Raw genomic sequence first — 17,164 nt, forward strand, 5'->3', positions numbered from 1 at the left:
ATGGTCGATTTATGTCGTTGCCGTTGTTATAGGTACGGCTTTGCATCGTCCCGGCGCGCTAGTTCTGCTCCGGCGGGTCCATCCAGTAGCGCCGCGCTGTGTCGCGAAAGCGCTCGATGGCGAGGGCGCCGGGACGCGCCTCGATGCGCGCCGCGCCGTCGGCGTCGCTGCGCGCGAGCACGATATGGCGTGCCGCGTAGCGCGCGTAGACACCCGGGTGCGGGTGATGAAAGCGATTCAGGTAGCCTACCTGAAATAACGCGACGAGCGGCCAGACAGAGTCGAGGAACGGTTCAGTCGACGAGGTGCGGCTGCCGTGGTGCGGCACGACCAGCACCTGTGCGCGCAGTTGCGCGGGTTCGCGCGCGACGAGCGTGCGCTCGACGCCCGCTTCGATGTCGGCGGCGATCAGGGCCGATACCGGCTCCTGCCCTGCCCGCGCCGCCGTCGAGACGCGCAGCACGCAGCAATGGGCGTTCGGCTTTCCCGCGAGCGGCCCCGGATCAGGCCATAGCACCTCGAAATCGACGCCGTCCCACTGCCAGCGCTGACCCGCCGCGCATTGCACCGTTTGCGCCCCCTTCTCGCGCGCGCTCGCCCATAACGCATGCGCGGGCAGGATGCCCGCAACGAACTGACCGACGCCGATCGAATCGAGCACGGCCTGTGCGCCGCCCGAATGATCGGAATCGTCGTGGCTGATCATTAGCGCGTCGAGCCGCGTCACGCCGTGCGCCTGCAAATAGGGCACGACGATACGCTCGCCCGCCTGCGTGGATTCGGGGCCGGGGCCGGCGTCGAACAACAAGCTATGGCGCGCCGTCTCGACCAGCACCGAGGTGCCCTGCCCGATGTCGAGCGCCGTGAGCCTGAACGCGCCCGGCGGCGCTCCGGTGGGCGCGGGCACGAGCAGCGGCAGCCAGGTGAACGGCGCGAGCCAGCGCAGCGGCCAGCCGCGCGGAGCGAGAGACCACGCGACGCCCACGGCCGCGCAGGCGAGTGGCCATGCGCCCGGTTGCGGCAAGCGCAAAACAGCCCATGGCACGCCTTCGAGCACGCCTAGCACCACTGCAAGCCAGTCGAGGCACGTATGCGCCGCGCGCAGGGCGAGCGCGTCCAAGGGCGCGGGCAATGCCGCGCTCCCGATGACCATCGGCGTGACGAGCATGCTCACCCAGGGAATCGCGAACGCGTTGGCCACGGGGCCAATCAGCGGGATTTGCGCGAACCAGTACGCGGTGAGCGGCGCGAGCGCCAGCGTGACGGCCCATTGCACGCGGGCGCTGTCGCCGGCGCGCGAAGCGAAACGTTGCGCCGCCCTGCGCCATCCGCCGCGCGGCACGGCGGCAACGGCGAAGCGCCGTGCCCCGCCGGTGCGCGCCCCTGGCTGCGGCTCGTCCCGATCGCGCATCGGGTCGATTTCGTCCGGCGAAAGATCCTGCGGCGCGTCCCGGCGCAGGCGCGGCACGCCGGTCGCCGCAAAAAGGATGGCCGCGACGGCGCAAAAAGAGAGCCAGAAGCCGGCCGCCGTCACGGCCCACGGATCGCGCAGCAGCACGAGGCCGAGCGCCCAGCCGAGCACGTGCGAGCGCGCCACCTCGCGGCCCGTAAAGAGTGCGAGCGCCACGACCGCGAGCATCCAGAGCGCACGCTGCACCGGCACGTTGAAGCCGGCAAGCGCCGCATAAACGGCCGCCGCGAGCAGCGCGCCCGCCACGGCGACTTTCTGTGCGGGCACGACGAGCGGCGCCTCGACACCCCGCCAGCGCGCGCGCCGCCAGAGCGCGCCTGCGATCCAGCCTGCCAGTCCCGCGACGAACGCAAGATGCAGCCCCGAAATCGCCACCAGATGGCTCGTGCCGGTATTGCGCATGAGGCGCCAGTCCGCGTCGCTGACCGAGTCCTGCGCGCCGGTTGCGAGCGCGATGACGATGCCGCGATGCGGCGCGTCGCCGAGCACGGCCACGATGCGCTCCCGCAGCGCAGCGCGAGCGCGCTCGATGCGCACGCCCACACCGTCGGCATCGACGGGAAGACGCCTTGCATGCGCCGGATCGCTCACGTAGCCCGTGGCGCGCACGCCGCGCGCGAGCCACGCGGCTTCCGCGTCGCGCAGGCCGAAATTGCCGTTGCCGTGCGGGCGTTTGAGGCGCACCGCAAGACGCCAGCGTGCACCGGGCACCAGCGGCGGCAGCGGCGTCTCGCGGGCCACCCAGGACAACTGGATCAAATGCGGCAGCCGCGTGGCGGCCGTCGAAGCTTCACGCCCGCCCCAGGATTCAACACGAAAGAGAAAGCTCGCCCCGTTCGCGCCGTACGAAGGCAAACTCGAGATATACCCGCTGACGTCGAGATCACGGGTCTGCCAGGCAGCGGGAAGCCCATCGGCAAGCCGCAGTTCGGCGCGCCACGCGGCGTAGCCGAACCCCACGCAGCTTGCCGCCAGCCACACCGCCGCCCACCCGCTCGCAATGCGCCAGCGCCGCGCGATACCGAAGCCAGGTGAATGCTCGGCCGCATCGAGCACTGCGTCCAACGACGTTGCGCCGCCGAGCGCCCAGACGGCCAATCCGGCAGCCAGCGCGGCCACCAGAATGAGACCAAGCCACGCGCCCCACCCCGGCAATGCCGCCTGGCGCTGCAACAGGATCACGCCCAGCGCAAACCCGCACCACATCGCCCGCATCGCGCCTCCCTGCAACGAGGGGGCGAAAGGCGTCAGTCACGCCACGCGGCACGCTTGCCGCGCACACCACCCAGGCAACGATTATGCAGACGAAAGCGCGAGCCGCGGCAGCGCGGCCGCCGCGTTAGCCGTTGTGCCAAGGGCAAGCGCCTCGGCGCTCAAGCCCCGCAAGCCCGCGAGCACGGCGCCGATGCGCGGCACCTGGTCGGGCGTGTTGCGCTCGCGGTAGCGCCATGAAGGCGCGATATCGGGCGCATCGGTTTCCATGACGATCGCTTCGAGCGGCAATTGCTCCGCGAGCCTGCGGATCTGCAAGGCACGCTCGAACGTGACATTGCCGCCGAAGCCCAGATGCATGCCGTGGTCGATGAACGCGCGCGCCTGCTGGAAACTGCCGTTGAACGCATGCGCAATGCCACTCGTCACGCCGTTGCGGCGCAAGCCTTTGAGCACCTGGTCCTGCGACTTGCGCACATGGCAGATCGCCGGCAAGCCGAACTCGCGCGCAAGGCGCAACTGCGCGTCATAGAAGTGCTGCTGGCGCGCTTCGTCGAGGCCCGGCACGAAGTAGTCGAGCCCGATCTCGCCGATGCCGACAAAACGCGGATCGTCGAGACTCGCCTCGATCTCGCGGCGCAAGGCGTCGAGGTCTTCGTCGCGCGCCTGCGGCGTGTAGAGCGGATGGATGCCGAGCGCGTAGACGGCACCTTCGGTGCGATGCGCGAGCGCACGCACCGTCGCGAAGTTCTCGCGCGCCACCGCCGGAATCACGATGCGCGACACGCCCGCCGCGCGCGCGGACTGCGCGACCGCGTCACGGTCGGCGTCGAATTCGGCGGCGTCGAGATGGCAGTGTGTGTCGATCCACATGGCGGGGCTCGTTTAACGACTCAGCAACTCAGACCGGCACAACCGGTTCCTCGTGCAGCATGCCGTCGCGCAGGCGCACGATGCGATCGCACCGCGCCGCGAGATCGGGGTCGTGCGTCACGATCACGAAGCTCGTATCGAACTGGTCGGAAAGTTCGAGCATGAGATTGAACACGGTGTCGGCCGTGCCGCCGTCCAGGTTGCCCGTGGGCTCGTCGGCCAGCACGCAGGCGGGCTTGGTCACGAGCGCGCGCGCGATCGCCACGCGCTGGCGCTCGCCGCCCGAAAGCTCGCCCGGCCGGTTGCGCGCGCGATGCGAGAGACCCACGCGCTCGAGTATCGCCATCGCCTCGGCGCGCGCGGCTTCCTGCGTCATGCGGCGAATGCGCAGCGGCATCGCCACGTTGTCGAGCGCCGAGAACTCGGGCAGCAGATGGTGGAACTGATAAACAAAGCCCAGCGCGCGATTGCGCAACTCGTTGCGTTCGCGCTCGGATAGCTCCGTGAACGGCTTGCCCAGCACGGACACCTTGCCCGCGCCCGGCTCGTCGAGGCCGCCCAGCACATGCAGCAGCGTGCTCTTGCCCGAGCCCGAGGCGCCTACCACAGCGAGCTTCTCGCCGCGTTTCACCTTGAGATCGGTGTCGTGCAGCACCTGCACGGCAAGCGCGCCCTGGCCGAACACCTTCGAAACGCCATACGCTTCGAGCACGTACGGATAATCGCCTGCCGCGGCGATCAGCGATTGACGGTCATTCATAGCGCAGCGCCTCCGCGGGACGAACCTTGGCCGCGCGCCAGCTCGGATAGAGCGTGGCGAGCGCGGACAGCACGAACGCGATCACGCCGATGCGGATCACATCCGATGCCACGAGCTCCGAAGGCAACTCGCTGATGAAATACACCGAAGGCGGCAGGAACTGGACGCCGAGCAGATGCTCGATCGCCGGCACGCTCCAGGGAATGCTCCACGCGATCAGGCAGCCGAGCGCGATGCCGATGCCCGTGCCCACGAAGCCGATCGTCACGCCCTGCACGACGAAAATCTTCATGATCGAGCCCGGCTGCGCGCCGAGCGTGCGCAGGATCGCGATATCGGCCTGCTTGTTGGTGACGGTCATGACGAGAGACGAAACGAGATTGAACGCCGCGACCGCGATGATGAGCGTGAGGATGATGAACATCATGCGTTTTTCGATCTGCACGGCCGAGAACCACGTCTTGTTCTGCTGCGTCCAGTCGCGGATATAGAGGTCACCGGACAGCGTATGCACGAGCTGGCGCGCCACCGCCGGCGCACGCTGCATGTCCTTCAGACGCAGGCGCACGCCGCTTGGCGCGCCCAGGCGATAGAGCACTTCGGCGTCGCGGATATTCACGAGCGCAAGCGTACTGTCGTACTCGTAGTGCCCCGACTCGAACACGCCCACCACCGTGAACTGCTTCAGGCGCGGCAGCATGCCCGCGGGCGTGATCGAGCCCTCGGGCGCGACGAGCGTGACCTTGTCGCCCACCGCCACGCCGAGGTTCACCGCGAGATCCGCGCCGAGCACGATGCCGAAGCTGCCAGGCGTGAGATTGTTCAAGCTCCCCGCCTTCATTTCCTTGCCGATGTCCGAGACCTGCGGCTCCTCGGAGGGCTCGACGCCGCGCAGCGCGACGCCGTTTACGCTGTCACCGCGCGTGAGCAGCGCCTGGGCGTCCACGTAGGGCGCCGCGCCGATCACTTCGGGATTGGTCCTGGCTTCCTTCGCGGTGAGCTGCCAGTCGGGCATCGTGCCCGTGGGCGAAAAGATCTCGATGTGCGCGAGCACGGAGAGCATGCGGTCGCGCACGTCGCGCTGGAACCCGTTCATCACGGAGAGCACGACAATCAGCGCCGCGACGCCGAGCGCAATGCCCGACATCGAAACGAGCGCGATGAACGAGATGAAACCGTTGCCGGTCGTGCGCTTGCCGGCGCGGGTGTAGCGCCAGCCTATCTGCCATTCGTAGGGAAGTTTCAAGCGATTCCTTTTTGCGTCTTCGTTGCGCTCCGGCGGAGCGCCCTCTCGTGGAGCGCCCTTGCGGCGGCGTTTTGGCCTGGGGCCAGTGCGCCGTACGGCCGGAGAATATCGTGCCGGGTCGGGCAACGACCAAGCGCGAAGTTTGCCACACTGGCGGCACTTCACGGACTTTCGCGCGAGATGGCTCGTTGATGCGCAACGCGTTCCCCATGCCTCGCGCGCTTCGCCCGTTCTTACCTTCGAGCCGCTTTTCGGCCACAAGTGCCGCAGCCGGGATACGAAGGCGCCCGCGAGGCGCACACGCAAGACGCACCTGCCAGGCAACGGCGCCCGCACCCGGCGCGCGGAGCGCCGAAGTACAATGCGCACCATCATGCCCGCCGACCGACTTCATCTTCTCGTCCCGTTTGCCCTGCCCTCCGCGGCGGCCGCCTCCACCGCGCTCGCGGGCCTCGAATTCCCGGCGCTCGCGAAACTGGTTGCGCGCGCGACGCTCGGCGAACAGGTGATCGGCGAGGACTTTCAGCGCACGCTGCCGCACGAGCGCTGGGTTGCGCGCCAGTTCGGCGCGCTCAGCGCGAATCCCGCGCCGGCCGCCGACGACGAAGCGCCGCTCGCCCCCTACATGCTGCTCGCCGACGGCGGCACGCCTGGCGACGACATCTGGGCGTGCGTGCAACCCGTGCACGTGCGTATCGCGCACGATCACCTCGTGCTGATCGACCCGGCGTCGCTGGAACTCGCCGACGCCGACGCCGCCACGCTCTACACGATTGCCAAACCGTTGATCGAAGAGCTCGGCGTGCGCGTCGAGGCGCCCACGCCGCAGCGCTGGTATCTCTCGTCGGATGCGTTCGGCACGCTCGCGGGCGCTTCGCCGTTGCGGGCGAGCGGCCGCAATATCGAAATCTGGCTGCCGCACGAAGCCCATTCCGGCCAGCGTTCGCGCGCCTGGATGAAGGTGCAGAACGAAGTGCAGATGGCTTGGTTCGAGCACCCGGTGAACGAGGCACGCGAGGCGCGCGGTCTGCCCGCGGTCAACTCGATCTGGTTTCACGCGCAGGGCGTGCTGCGCACCGTGACGAGCCCGTTCGCGCGCGTGCGTTCCGATGCGGCCGCCACGCGCGGCCTCGCGCTCGCTGCGAAGTCGCAAGTGGACCCGGCGCCCGCCACCTTCGCAGCGCTCACGGCCTCGCTCAACAATGGGTCGGGGGCCGGAGCCACGCTCGTCGAACTCGATCCCTTCTCCGCCGCCTTCATCCAGCAGGACTGGGGCCGCTGGAACGCCGCGTTCGCGCAACTGGAGCGCGACTGGTTCGCGCCCGCGCTCACGGCGCTGCAAACGGGCGCGCTCGGCGCGCTCGACCTCACGCTGTGCGGCGACACCGGCTCGGTCACGCTCTCCATCACGCGCGGCGACCTGCGCAAATTCTGGCGACGCCGCCTGTTCGCGTCGCTTTTCGTCGAATGATCATCGAATGACCTCTTTCACTCAACGCCCCGCATGACCCGAATCGTCACTCGCGCCTGCTCGCCCGCCGACACTGAAGCGCTCGTGCGCCACGGCCTGCACCCGGTGCTCGCCCGCCTCTACGCCTCGCGCGGCGTCTGCCAGCCCGACGAGATCGAAACCGGCCTCGCTCGCCTGATTCCGCCCACGAGCATGAAAGGCCTCGAAGAAGCCGCCGCGCTGCTTGCCGACGCCCTCGAAGCCGACTGCCGCATGCTCGTGGTCGCCGACTACGACTGTGACGGCGCGACCGCCTGCGCCGTGGCCGTGCGCGGCCTGCGCATGTTCGGCGCGCAGATCGACTATCTCGTGCCGAACCGTTTCGAGTACGGCTACGGCCTCACGCCCGAGATCGTCGCGCTCGCCGCGCAACGTAAAGGCGGCCCGCCCGATGTCCTGATCACGGTGGACAACGGCATTGCCAGCGTGGAAGGCGTGGAAGCCGCGAATGAACTCGGCATCGAAGTGCTCGTGACCGACCACCACCTGCCCGGCGACACGCTCCCCGACGCGCGCGCCATCGTCAATCCGAACCAGCCGGGCTGCGAGTTCCCGAGCAAGTGCATCGCGGGCGTGGGCGTCATGTTCTATACGTTGCTCGCGCTGCGTGCCGAGTTGCGCAAGCGCGGCGCCTTCAGCGATGGCAAGCCCGAACCGCGCCTCGACGGTCTGCTCGATCTCGTCGCGCTCGGCACCGTCGCCGACGTCGTGAAGCTCGACGGCAACAACCGCGTGCTCGTCGCGCAGGGCTTGCAGCGCGTGCGCAACGGCCGCATGCAGCCGGGCATCGCGGCGCTCTTTCGCGCGGCGGGTCGCGACGCGAAAAGCGCGTCGGGCTTCGACTTCGGCTTCGCGCTCGGCCCGCGCCTGAACGCGGCCGGTCGCCTCTCGGACATGTCGCTCGGCATCGAGTGCCTGACCACCGACGACGTGGGCCGCGCGTGGGAACTCGCGCAGCAGCTCGATTCGATGAACCGCGAACGCCGCGAAATCGAGGCCGGCATGCAGCAACAGGCGCTGGCCGATCTCGCCGATGTCGATCCGCAAGGCAAGGCCACGCTCACGCTGTTCAACGAAAGCTGGCACCAGGGCGTGATCGGCATCGTCGCGGGGCGGCTCAAGGAACGCTTCCACCGGCCGTCCTTCACCTTCGCGCCCGCCGATGACGGCGGCGAGCTCGTGAAAGGCTCGGGCCGTTCGATCCCCGGTTTCCATCTGCGCGACGCCGTCGATCTCATCAGCAAGCGCGAGCCGGGCCTGATCCACAAGTTCGGCGGCCACGCCATGGCCGCGGGCATGACGATCGCCGCCGCCGACGTGCCGCGCTTCGCCGCCGCGTTCGAGCGCGTGGGCCGCGAATGGCTCACCGAGGAAGCGCTCGCGCGCACGGTGGAAACCGACGGCGATCTCGAAGACGCCTACTTCACGCCCGATTTCGTGGAGATGCTCGACGCCGCCGTGTGGGGCCAGGGCTTCCCCGCGCCGGTGTTTTCAGGCGAATTCGAGGTGGCCTCGCAGGCGCTCGTGAAGGACAAGCACCTCAAGCTGCAACTGCTGCGCGGGCGCCAGCGCTTCAACGCGATCTGGTTCAACCACACCGAGTCGCTGCCGCAACACACCACGGTCGCCTACCGCCTCGTGCGTGACACCTGGAACGGTGTTTCGCGCGTGCAGCTCGTCGTGGAGCACGCCGCGCTCTGAGCGCGCTTCGAGCGCACGGGCGCGGGCCTTCAATTGGTCCGCGCCGCCCTTGATCCGGGTGCAATCAGCTATAATTCAATGTTTTACACGCCGGATCACGACACAAATGGAAGCGGAACGTCTCAACGCGATCGAAGCCCTTTTGGCGGACCTGCGCGCGCGCGCAGGCGAGCTACGGGGGTATCTTTGACTACGACGTAAAAGCCCGACGGCTCGTCGAAGTCAATAGCGAACTCGAAGACCCCAACGTCTGGAACGACTCCAAGCACGCCCAGGGTCTCGGCAAGGAAAAGAAGCTGCTCGAAGGCGTCGTGCACGTGCTCGACGGCATCGAGAACGACACGCGCGACACGCAGGACCTCTTCGAGATGGCTCGCGAGGAAGGCGATGAGGACACCCTCGTCTCCATCGAAAGCGACGCCCAGGAGATCGAAAAGCGTGTAGCCGACGTCGAGTTCCGCCGCATGTTCGCGAATCCGGCTGACCCGAATAACGCGTTCATCGACATCCAGGCGGGCGCGGGCGGCACCGAGGCGTGCGACTGGGCGTCGATGCTGCTGCGCCAGTACGTGCGCTACTGCGAACGCAAGGGCTTCAAGACCGAAGTGCTCGAAGAGTCCGAAGGCGACGTGGCCGGCATCAAGAGCGCGACGATCAAGGTCGAGGGCGAATACGCCTATGGCTTCCTGCGCACCGAAACCGGCATTCACCGGCTCGTGCGCAAGTCGCCGTTCGACTCGTCGGGCGGCCGTCATACGTCGTTTTCGTCGGTGTTCGTGTATCCGGAAATCGACGACTCGTTCGAGATCGAAGTCAATCCGGCCGATCTGCGCATCGACACCTACCGCGCTTCCGGCGCGGGCGGTCAGCACATCAACAAGACCGACTCCGCCGTGCGTATCACGCACGTTCCGTCGGGCATCGTCGTGCAGTGCCAGAACGACCGCTCGCAGCACCGCAACCGCGCCGAAGCGATGGCCATGCTGAAATCGCGCCTGTACGAAGCCGAAATGCGCAAGCGCCAGTCGGAACAGGACAAGCTCGAAGCGGGCAAGTCGGACGTGGGCTGGGGCCACCAGATCCGCTCCTACGTGCTCGACAACAGCCGCATCAAGGATCTGCGCACGAACGTCGAAATCAGCAACACCAAGGCCGTGCTCGACGGCGATCTCGACGCCTTCATCAGCGCAAGCCTGAAACAGGGCGTGTAAGCTTCTTGCGCGCCACGGGCGCTGCATTGCATCGCATGCCGCCCTCTCCCGCCGCGCCGCCCGCATTCACTGCGAGGCGCGCATGGCGGGAACCGAAGTCCGCTTGTTGCGCGCCATGCGCGCCGTGTCCCGCGAAGGACCACACCGGGGCCGCCGCCCCGAACACTCGCCGAAACACCCGCGAATCAAAGAACACCGAGCCATCATGACCGAACCGACCCAGCAGAACGCGCCCAGCGCCGCGCCCGAACTCGACGACAACCAGATCATCGCCGAGCGCCGCGAGAAACTGCGCGCACTGCGCGAGGCAGGCGTCGCCTATCCGAACGACTTCCGCCCGACCCACCACGCCGCCGACCTGCAACGCGACTACGCCGATACCGACAAGGACGCACTCGAAGCGAAACCGCTCGACGTGGCGATCGCCGGCCGCATGATGCTCAAGCGCGTGATGGGCAAGGCAAGCTTCGCCACGGTACGCGACGGCTCGGGCCAGATCCAGTTCTTCATCACGCCCGCCGACGTGGGCGAGACGACCTACGACGCGTTCAAGAAGTGGGACCTGGGCGACATCGTCGCGGCCAGGGGCGTGCTGTTCCGTACCAACAAGGGCGAACTCTCGGTGCGCGTCACCGAACTGCGCCTGCTGTCGAAGTCGCTGCGTCCGCTGCCGGACAAGTTCCACGGTCTTTCGGACCAGGAAATGCGCTATCGCCAGCGCTACGTCGACCTGATCGTCACGCCCGAAGCGCGCGATACGTTCGTCGCGCGCACCAAGGCCATCTCCTCGGTGCGCCGCTTCATGGCCGACGCGGGCTTCATGGAAGTCGAAACGCCGATGCTGCACCCGATCCCGGGTGGCGCGGCGGCCAAGCCGTTCGTCACGCACCACAACGCGCTCGACATGCAGATGTTCATGCGTATCGCGCCCGAGCTGTATCTGAAGCGCCTGGTCGTGGGCGGCTTCGAGCGCGTGTTCGAAATCAACCGGAATTTCCGTAACGAAGGCGTTTCGCCGCGTCACAATCCGGAATTCACGATGATGGAGTTCTACGCCGCGTACACCGACTACACGTGGCTCATGGACTTCACCGAGCAGTTGATCCGCCAGGCCGCGATCGACGCATCGGGCACCGCCGTGCTCACGTACCAGGGCCGCGAACTCGATCTGTCGAAGCCGTTCCATCGCCTGACGATCGTGCAGGCCATCCAGAAGTACGCGCCGCAATACACGAACGAGCAGCTTGCCGACGCGGCCTTCCTGCGCACGGAACTCAAGAAGTTCGGCGTGGACGCGAACCAGCCGCAATTCCTCAACGCGGGCGTGGGCGCGCTGCAACTGGCGCTGTTCGAAGAGACCGCCGAATCGCAACTGTGGGAGCCGACCTACATCATCGACTACCCGGTCGAAGTCTCGCCGCTCGCACGCGCCTCGGACACGCTGCCGGGCATCACCGAGCGTTTCGAGCTCTTCATCACGGGCCGCGAGATCGCCAACGGCTTCTCGGAGCTCAACGATCCGGAAGACCAGGCCGCCCGCTTCAAGAAGCAGGTCGAGCAGAAGGACGCCGGTGACGAAGAAGCCATGTTCTACGACGCCGACTACATCCGCGCGCTCGAGTACGGCATGCCCCCGACCGGCGGCTGCGGTATCGGCATCGACCGCCTGATCATGCTGCTCACGGACAGCGCCAGCATCCGCGACGTGATCCTCTTCCCGCACCTGCGCCGCGAAGACTAAGCGACACGGCTTTTGCCCGAACGGGGCGCATGTGGCTCATCCCGCATGCGCCCCGTTTTTCATTTGCGGATTCGCTGGAAGTTTGTAACCATCGGTAAAAGCTGCTGCCCCGCGCCGCACCAGAAGCGGGCATGCCGATTGCGACAGTGTGAAAAACCGCGCTGTGCAATGCTGCGCGAAGATCGCCCCCTTTTTGCCCCTCTGCCGTCACGGCGCCGGGTTACAAATTGAAACGCCCAGGCAATCCGATTGGCTCACACTGGGTCTCACAAGAGAGCCAACTCTGCAAAAGACGGAGCCATTAATGAACACACCTGATCCGACCACACAGAAGCGCCGCCTGCATCCGCTGATCGCAACCGCGGCGGCGGCCGTCATCGTCGCGAGCCTTGCAGCCACGGCGGCGATTACCGGCGTTTTCCCGAAAGCTTCCAGCACCGCCGAGCAGACCGCTCAGGTCCAGACTGGCCAGATGGCGATGACGGCCTCGCAGCCGGAAGTCGTCGATTCGACGAAACCGGTGCAAGCCTCGCAGTACGCGCAAAACGCCCAGAATGCGCCGGCTGAGCAGGAGCAAGCGCCACAACAAGCGCCGCGGCAGGCTCAGGCGCCCGTTGCCGCGCCCGCGCAGCAGTACGGCCAGCCGCCGCAGTCTTCGCAGCAGTACGCACAGGAAGCGCAGCCCGCCCAGGCCGTGTGCGGGTCGTGCGGCACGGTCGAAGCGATTTCCGAGGTCAAGCAAGAAGGCCATGGCACGGGCATTGGCGCGGTAGGCGGCGCCGTGGCGGGCGGTGTGGTCGGCAACCAGTTCGGCGCGGGCAACGGCCGTACCGCCATGACGCTGCTTGGCGCGCTGGGCGGCGGCCTCGCGGGCAACTCGGTCGAAAAGCACTTGCGCAGCACGACGAGCTATTCGGTGCGCGTGCATATGGAGAACGGCAAGACGCGCTACTTCACCTACCACCAGGCGCCGCCGTTCCAGCAAGGTCAGCGCGTGCGCGTGGAAAACGGCACCCTGGTCGCGGCTTGACGATGTGACCTGACGCGCTCGATTCGGGCGCGGCACAAGAAAAAAGGCGATTCGCCATCAGCGAATCGCCTTTTTCATTGACTGGCCCAAAGTGGGCGCCGTCGCGGGATCAGTAGTCCGCGTCCTCGATCCACGCGGCCTGGATCGCTTCGAGAATCTTCTCGTTCGAACGCTCGGGGTCGTCGTCGAAACCGTCCAGCTCAGTGATCCAGCGGTGCAGATCGGTGAAGCGTACGTATTGCGGATCCACTTCCGGATGGGTGTCCGTCAACGCCATCGCGATGTCCTGCGTATCGGTCCATTTCATGGCTGCCCGCTCCTCTTGTTGGCTCAGTGGTTTTCCTTCGCGTGGTTGATCGAGTATCGCGGGATCTCGACCACCAGGTCGTCGTTCTCAGGCACCAGTGCCTGGCACGACAGCCGCGACGTCGGCTCCAGGCCCCACGCCTTGTCGAGCAGATCGTCCTCGTCTTCCTCGGACGGATCGAGCGCGTTGAAACCCTCGCGCACGATCACGTGACAGGTCGTGCAGGCGCACGACTTCTCACAGGCATGCTCGATTTCGATGCCGTGTTCGAGCAGCGCGTCGCACACGCTCTCGCCCGGCTTGGCGTCGATAACCGCGCCCTCTGGGCACAGTTCGACATGAGGCAGCACCACGATTTGAGGCATTGTGATTTCCGTATCCAATAACTTTCATATCGGGCGCATGCCCCGCCTTCGACGGCGGCATGTGCCCATTCTACTGGGGTCGCGCGCTTGCCTGCATCGGGAAAGCACGCACACGCGGCGGCGTTTGCCCATGCAAGCGCCGCGCGCCCGACCGCGTTCTTCCTAGCCGATCTCGTCGAGCTTCTTGCCGGCCAGCGCGCGCTTGATGCCCTTGTCCATGCGGCGCGCGGCGAATTCGTCGGTGCCTTCGGAGAGCGACTTCGTCGCCGCTTCGATCGCGCCCGCATCATCGCCTTGGGCAACTTGCGCGAGTGCCGCGATCAGGGTGTCGACCTCGGCGCGCTCGGCGGCGTCGAGCAACTCGCCATCGGCGCCCAACGCAGCGTGCGTCGCTTCGATGATGCGCTGCGCCTCGACCTGAGCCTCGCGCAGCGCGCGGGCGCGCATGTCGACTTCGGCGGTCTTGAAGCTGTCTTCGAGCATGCGGGCCACGTCGTCATCGGCGAGCCCGTAGGACGGCTTCACCACCACCGACGCCTCCACACCCGAATGCTGCTCGCGCGCGAACACGGAAAGCAGGCCGTCCGCGTCCACCTGGTAGGTCACGCGAATGCGCGCCGCACCCGCGGCCATCGGCGGAATGCCGCGCAGCTCGAAGCGCGCGAGCGACCGGCAGTCGGCCACGAGCTCGCGCTCGCCCTGCACCACGTGGATCGCCATGGCCGTCTGGCCGTCCTTGAAGGTCGTGAAGTCCTGCGCGCGCGCGACCGGAATGGTCGAGTTGCGCGGGATGATCTTTTCGACCAGGCCACCCATCGTCTCCACACCCAGCGAAAGCGGGATCACGTCGAGCAGCAGCCAGTCGTCCTCGCCGCCGCGGTTGCCGGCGAGCAGGTCGGCCTGGATCGCCGCGCCGAGCGCGACCACCTGGTCCGGGTCCAGATTCGTGAGCGGCGCCTGGCCGAAGTGCTGCTCCACGGCGCGGCGGATCACGGGCATGCGCGTCGCACCGCCCACCAGCACCACGCCCTTCACGTCCTTCGATGCAACCTTCGCGTCACGCAGCGCCTTCTTCGTCGGCGTGAGGGTGCGCTGCACGAGCGCCTGCGTGAGCGCCTCGAAACGCGGCTCGTCGATCGTCAATGCGATCGCCTTGCCATTCGAGAGCGTGACTTCGATGCGCGCCTCGGGCGCCGACGAGAGCGCTTCCTTCGCGTCGCGCACGCGATCGAGCAGAAGGCGCACGTCTTCGGGCGCGAGCGTCGCACGCTCGATGCCGCCCTGCTCCAGCACGTAGTCGAACAGCGCATGGTCGAAATCGTCGCCGCCAAGCGCGGAGTCGCCGCCCGCCGCGAGCACTTCGAACACGCCCTTCGTGAGCTTGAGGATCGACAGGTCGAAGGTGCCGCCGCCGAGGTCGTAGACCGCGTAAAGCCCTTCGGCGCCGTTGTCGAGACCGTAGGCGATCGCCGCCGCGGTCGGCTCGTTGAGCAGACGCAGCACGTTCAGGCCCGCGAGGCGCGCGGCATCCTTGGTGGCCTGGCGCTGGGCTTCATCGAAATACGCGGGCACCGTGATGACCGCGCCGACGAGCTCGTCGCCGAGCGTGTCTTCGGCGCGCTGGCGCAACGTCGCGAGAATTTCCGCCGAGACTTCGACCGGGCTCTTCACGCCGTCCACGGTCTGGATCTGCACCATGCCCGGCGCGTCGACGAAGTCATAAGGCGCATTGGCCGCGCCTTCGACGTCGGATTTGCCGCGGCCCATGAAACGCTTGACCGAGACGATCGTATTGCGCGGGTCGGTGGCCGCTTCCGCCTTCGCCGTGCGGCCGATGCGGCGGCCGCCGTTCGCGAGATAGCGCACGACCGACGGCAGCAGCGCGTGGCCGTGCTCGTCGGGCAGCACGTCGGGCACGCCGCTGCGCACCGCGGCGACCAGCGAGTTCGTCGTGCCGAGGTCGATGCCGACAGCGAGTCGCCGCTGATGCGGCGCCGGCGCCATGCCGGGTTCGGAGATTTGCAGTAAGGCCATCTGTGTGATCTGCTTTTTAACCTGGTGGGCGCGAGCGCCCGATATCCGTTTCAGCTTGATTTCAGCTTGAGTGCGGCCTGGACTTTCAGCCTTCGAGCCGCTCGATCTGCGTGTCGATCTCGCCCGCCACGCGCTCGATGAACATGAGCTGGCGCACCGCTTCGGCCGCCGGCTGGTTCGAGCCGCTGTCGAGCAGCGCCGCGAGCTTGGTGAAGCGCACACGCTCGTCGTCGCGCAACTCGCTCGCGAGCGTGTCGAGCGCGTCCACGTTCTTCGCGCCGACCGCGTCTTCAATCGCCTCGCGCCACTCCATTTGCTGCATGAGGAACGCGGGCTCCATCGCCGTGTTGTTCTCCGCGCCGACGTCGATGCCGCGCAGATGCAGCAGGTACTTCGCGCGCTTGAGCGGATCGCGCAGCGTCTGGTACGCCTCGTTCGTGCGCGTCGCCCATTGCATGGCGACGCGCTTTTGCGCCTCGCCCGCCGCGGCGAAGCGGTCGGGGTGCACCTGCGCCTGCACCGTTCGGTAAGCGTGGTCGAGCGCGTTCGCGTCGATCTCGAACTGCTCGGTCAGTCCGAACAGCACGAAATGGCTATCGGAAAGCGAGCGGGACGGCGTGGAAGACGTGCTCATCGGTTCAAACGTTCTCGTGGGGCCATCGAAACAGGCCATGAAAATCAAAAAGGCGGCACAGGCCGCCTTTTCACCGCTACGCGCGGACTCAAACGCGGAAGGACTCGCCGCAGCCGCACTCGTCCTTCACATTCGGGTTGTTGAACTTGAAGCCCTCGTTCAGCCCTTCGCGCACGAAGTCGAGCTGCGTGCCGTCGATATAGGCCAGGCTCTTCGGGTCGACGATGACTTTCACGCCGTAGCTCTCGAACACGTTGTCCTCGTCCGCGAGCTCGTCGACGTACTCGAGCTTGTACGCGAGGCCCGAGCAGCCCGTCGTACGCACGCCGAGGCGCAGGCCCACGCCCTTGCCGCGACGGACCAGATACTTCTGCACGTGCTGTGCCGCTTTTTCTGTCAACGTAATTGCCATAGCGTCTTCGCCGCGCCCCGCGCCGTCCGGTTTGGCTCTCGCCCTACCTCGCGCCGCGACGCAACCCTGCTGCATCCAAAATCGTTAGTCCCGCGGCGCCGCACCCGTGGGTCCGGCACCGTCCTGCATCCACCGCACTGCGGCGGCCGCGCGCCTGGCGTGCTTACGCCGCGTCGGCCTTCGCTTCCGTCGTGTGACGCTGACGGTAATCGGCCACCGCTGCCTTGATCGCGTCTTCCGCGAGAATCGAGCAGTGGATCTTCACCGGCGGCAGCGCCAGTTCTTCGGCGATCTGCGTGTTCTTGATCGAGAGCGCCTGGTCGAGCGTCTTGCCCTTCACCCACTCGGTCACGAGCGAGCTCGAAGCGATGGCCGAGCCGCAGCCGTAGGTCTTGAACTTCGCGTCTTCGATCACGCCGTCCGCGCCCACGCGAATCTGCAACTTCATCACGTCGCCGCAGGCCGGTGCGCCGACCATGCCAGTGCCGACCGTGTCGTCGTCCTTCGAGAACGAGCCGACGTTACGCGGGTTTTCGTAGTGGTCCAGAACCTTGTCGCTATATGCCATGATCACACTCCTTCAATTCGTTGGCCGCGCTGCATGCAGTTCTCTGCTCGTTGCGCTGCGGCCGGGTCGATGTTCGTTGCTGACTCTGC

Annotated in this window: 15 protein-coding genes; 5 read left to right on the forward strand and 10 right to left on the reverse strand. The window is 67.0% G+C overall.

The genetic code is table 11. The features are described from left to right. Positions 1–58 precede the first annotated feature (58 nt). The 4 genes from C7402_RS17435 to C7402_RS17450 all read right to left on the reverse strand — a co-directional run bounded on the left by C7402_RS17435 (position 59) and on the right by C7402_RS17450 (position 5,562). Entirely contained in the window at positions 59–2,686 is a 2,628-nt protein-coding gene (locus tag C7402_RS17435) for a ComEC/Rec2 family competence protein (RefSeq protein WP_116611423.1), read from the reverse strand. Between the two features lie 81 nt (positions 2,687–2,767). Next, entirely contained in the window at positions 2,768–3,556 is a 789-nt protein-coding gene (locus tag C7402_RS17440) for a TatD family hydrolase (protein WP_116611424.1), read from the reverse strand. A 28-nt stretch (positions 3,557–3,584) separates the two neighbouring features. After that, positions 3,585–4,316 carry a lipoprotein-releasing ABC transporter ATP-binding protein LolD gene (lolD, locus tag C7402_RS17445; RefSeq protein WP_112172899.1) on the reverse strand — a complete coding sequence of 244 codons (732 nt, stop codon included), beginning with the start codon at positions 4,314–4,316 and terminating at the stop codon, positions 3,585–3,587. Then, positions 4,309–5,562: a lipoprotein-releasing ABC transporter permease subunit gene (locus C7402_RS17450; RefSeq protein WP_112172900.1), complete on the reverse strand. Its 1,254-nt coding sequence runs from the start codon at positions 5,560–5,562 to the stop codon at positions 4,309–4,311. Before C7402_RS17450 ends, lolD begins: the two co-directional genes overlap by 8 nt. A 361-nt stretch (positions 5,563–5,923) precedes the next feature. Here C7402_RS17450 and C7402_RS17455 point away from each other — a divergent pair, with 361 nt between their 5' ends. From C7402_RS17455 to C7402_RS17475, 5 genes are all read left to right on the forward strand, one after another. Continuing rightward, positions 5,924–7,033, forward strand: coding sequence for a regulator (locus C7402_RS17455; RefSeq protein WP_116611425.1), 1,110 nt, complete (start codon positions 5,924–5,926; stop codon positions 7,031–7,033). A gap of 33 nt (positions 7,034–7,066) precedes the next feature. Beyond that, positions 7,067–8,773, forward strand: a complete 1,707-nt coding sequence (recJ, locus tag C7402_RS17460; RefSeq protein WP_116611426.1) for a single-stranded-DNA-specific exonuclease RecJ — start codon at positions 7,067–7,069, stop codon at positions 8,771–8,773. Positions 8,774–8,879: 106 nt separating this feature from the next. Then, positions 8,880–9,984, forward strand: a protein-coding gene (prfB, locus tag C7402_RS17465; protein WP_112172903.1) for a peptide chain release factor 2 whose coding sequence is annotated in 2 segments (ribosomal slippage) — positions 8,880–8,960 and positions 8,962–9,984 — 1,104 coding nt in all. Because the reading frame shifts where the segments join, the coding sequence is not laid out codon by codon here. Positions 9,985–10,189: 205 nt separating this feature from the next. Next, positions 10,190–11,725: a lysine--tRNA ligase gene (gene lysS / locus C7402_RS17470; protein ID WP_112172904.1), complete on the forward strand. Its 1,536-nt coding sequence runs from the start codon at positions 10,190–10,192 to the stop codon at positions 11,723–11,725. Between the two features lie 304 nt (positions 11,726–12,029). After that, positions 12,030–12,755 carry a glycine zipper 2TM domain-containing protein gene (locus tag C7402_RS17475; protein WP_116611427.1) on the forward strand — a complete coding sequence of 242 codons (726 nt, stop codon included), beginning with the start codon at positions 12,030–12,032 and terminating at the stop codon, positions 12,753–12,755. A 109-nt stretch (positions 12,756–12,864) separates the two neighbouring features. On the opposite strand, the gene iscX is transcribed toward C7402_RS17475, so the two are convergent. From iscX to iscU, 6 genes are all read right to left on the reverse strand, one after another. Then, a complete protein-coding gene (gene iscX, locus C7402_RS17480; protein ID WP_112172906.1) occupies positions 12,865–13,062 on the reverse strand; it encodes a Fe-S cluster assembly protein IscX in 198 nt (65 codons plus the stop codon). 23 nt (positions 13,063–13,085) lie between these two features. After that, positions 13,086–13,427 (reverse strand): ISC system 2Fe-2S type ferredoxin, encoded by a 342-nt coding sequence (gene fdx / locus C7402_RS17485; protein ID WP_116611428.1) that lies wholly within the window; start codon positions 13,425–13,427, stop codon positions 13,086–13,088. A 162-nt stretch (positions 13,428–13,589) separates the two neighbouring features. Then, positions 13,590–15,461, reverse strand: a complete 1,872-nt coding sequence (hscA, locus tag C7402_RS17490) for a Fe-S protein assembly chaperone HscA (protein ID WP_116611429.1) — start codon at positions 15,459–15,461, stop codon at positions 13,590–13,592. A gap of 85 nt (positions 15,462–15,546) precedes the next feature. Continuing rightward, entirely contained in the window at positions 15,547–16,095 is a 549-nt protein-coding gene (hscB, locus tag C7402_RS17495; RefSeq protein WP_116611430.1) for a Fe-S protein assembly co-chaperone HscB, read from the reverse strand. Between the two features lie 88 nt (positions 16,096–16,183). Continuing rightward, positions 16,184–16,507, reverse strand: coding sequence for an iron-sulfur cluster assembly protein IscA (gene iscA, locus C7402_RS17500; RefSeq protein ID WP_112172910.1), 324 nt, complete (start codon positions 16,505–16,507; stop codon positions 16,184–16,186). Positions 16,508–16,670: 163 nt separating this feature from the next. Beyond that, positions 16,671–17,075, reverse strand: coding sequence for a Fe-S cluster assembly scaffold IscU (iscU, locus tag C7402_RS17505; RefSeq protein ID WP_112172911.1), 405 nt, complete (start codon positions 17,073–17,075; stop codon positions 16,671–16,673). Positions 17,076–17,164 lie beyond the last annotated feature (89 nt).

The sequence above is a fragment of the Paraburkholderia unamae genome, assembly GCF_003096875.1.
Classification (GTDB): Bacteria; Pseudomonadota; Gammaproteobacteria; order Burkholderiales; family Burkholderiaceae; genus Paraburkholderia; species Paraburkholderia unamae.

What these genes read in the sequence shown, in the direction of transcription:
- C7402_RS17435 (WP_116611423.1), bottom strand. Translation starts at nt 2,686, where the DNA reads ATGCGGGCGATGTGGTGCGGGTTTGCGCTGGGCGTGATCCTGTTGCAG.
- C7402_RS17440 (WP_116611424.1), bottom strand. Translation starts at nt 3,556, where the DNA reads ATGTGGATCGACACACACTGCCATCTCGACGCCGCCGAATTCGACGCC.
- lolD (WP_112172899.1), bottom strand. Translation starts at nt 4,316, where the DNA reads ATGAATGACCGTCAATCGCTGATCGCCGCGGCAGGCGATTATCCGTAC.
- C7402_RS17455 (WP_116611425.1), top strand. Translation starts at nt 5,924, where the DNA reads ATGCGCACCATCATGCCCGCCGACCGACTTCATCTTCTCGTCCCGTTT.
- recJ (WP_116611426.1), top strand. Translation starts at nt 7,067, where the DNA reads ATGACCCGAATCGTCACTCGCGCCTGCTCGCCCGCCGACACTGAAGCG.
- lysS (WP_112172904.1), top strand. Translation starts at nt 10,190, where the DNA reads ATGACCGAACCGACCCAGCAGAACGCGCCCAGCGCCGCGCCCGAACTC.
- C7402_RS17475 (WP_116611427.1), top strand. Translation starts at nt 12,030, where the DNA reads ATGAACACACCTGATCCGACCACACAGAAGCGCCGCCTGCATCCGCTG.
- iscX (WP_112172906.1), bottom strand. Translation starts at nt 13,062, where the DNA reads ATGAAATGGACCGATACGCAGGACATCGCGATGGCGTTGACGGACACC.
- fdx (WP_116611428.1), bottom strand. Translation starts at nt 13,427, where the DNA reads ATGCCTCAAATCGTGGTGCTGCCTCATGTCGAACTGTGCCCAGAGGGC.
- hscA (WP_116611429.1), bottom strand. Translation starts at nt 15,461, where the DNA reads ATGGCCTTACTGCAAATCTCCGAACCCGGCATGGCGCCGGCGCCGCAT.
- hscB (WP_116611430.1), bottom strand. Translation starts at nt 16,095, where the DNA reads ATGAGCACGTCTTCCACGCCGTCCCGCTCGCTTTCCGATAGCCATTTC.
- iscA (WP_112172910.1), bottom strand. Translation starts at nt 16,507, where the DNA reads ATGGCAATTACGTTGACAGAAAAAGCGGCACAGCACGTGCAGAAGTAT.
- iscU (WP_112172911.1), bottom strand. Translation starts at nt 17,075, where the DNA reads ATGGCATATAGCGACAAGGTTCTGGACCACTACGAAAACCCGCGTAAC.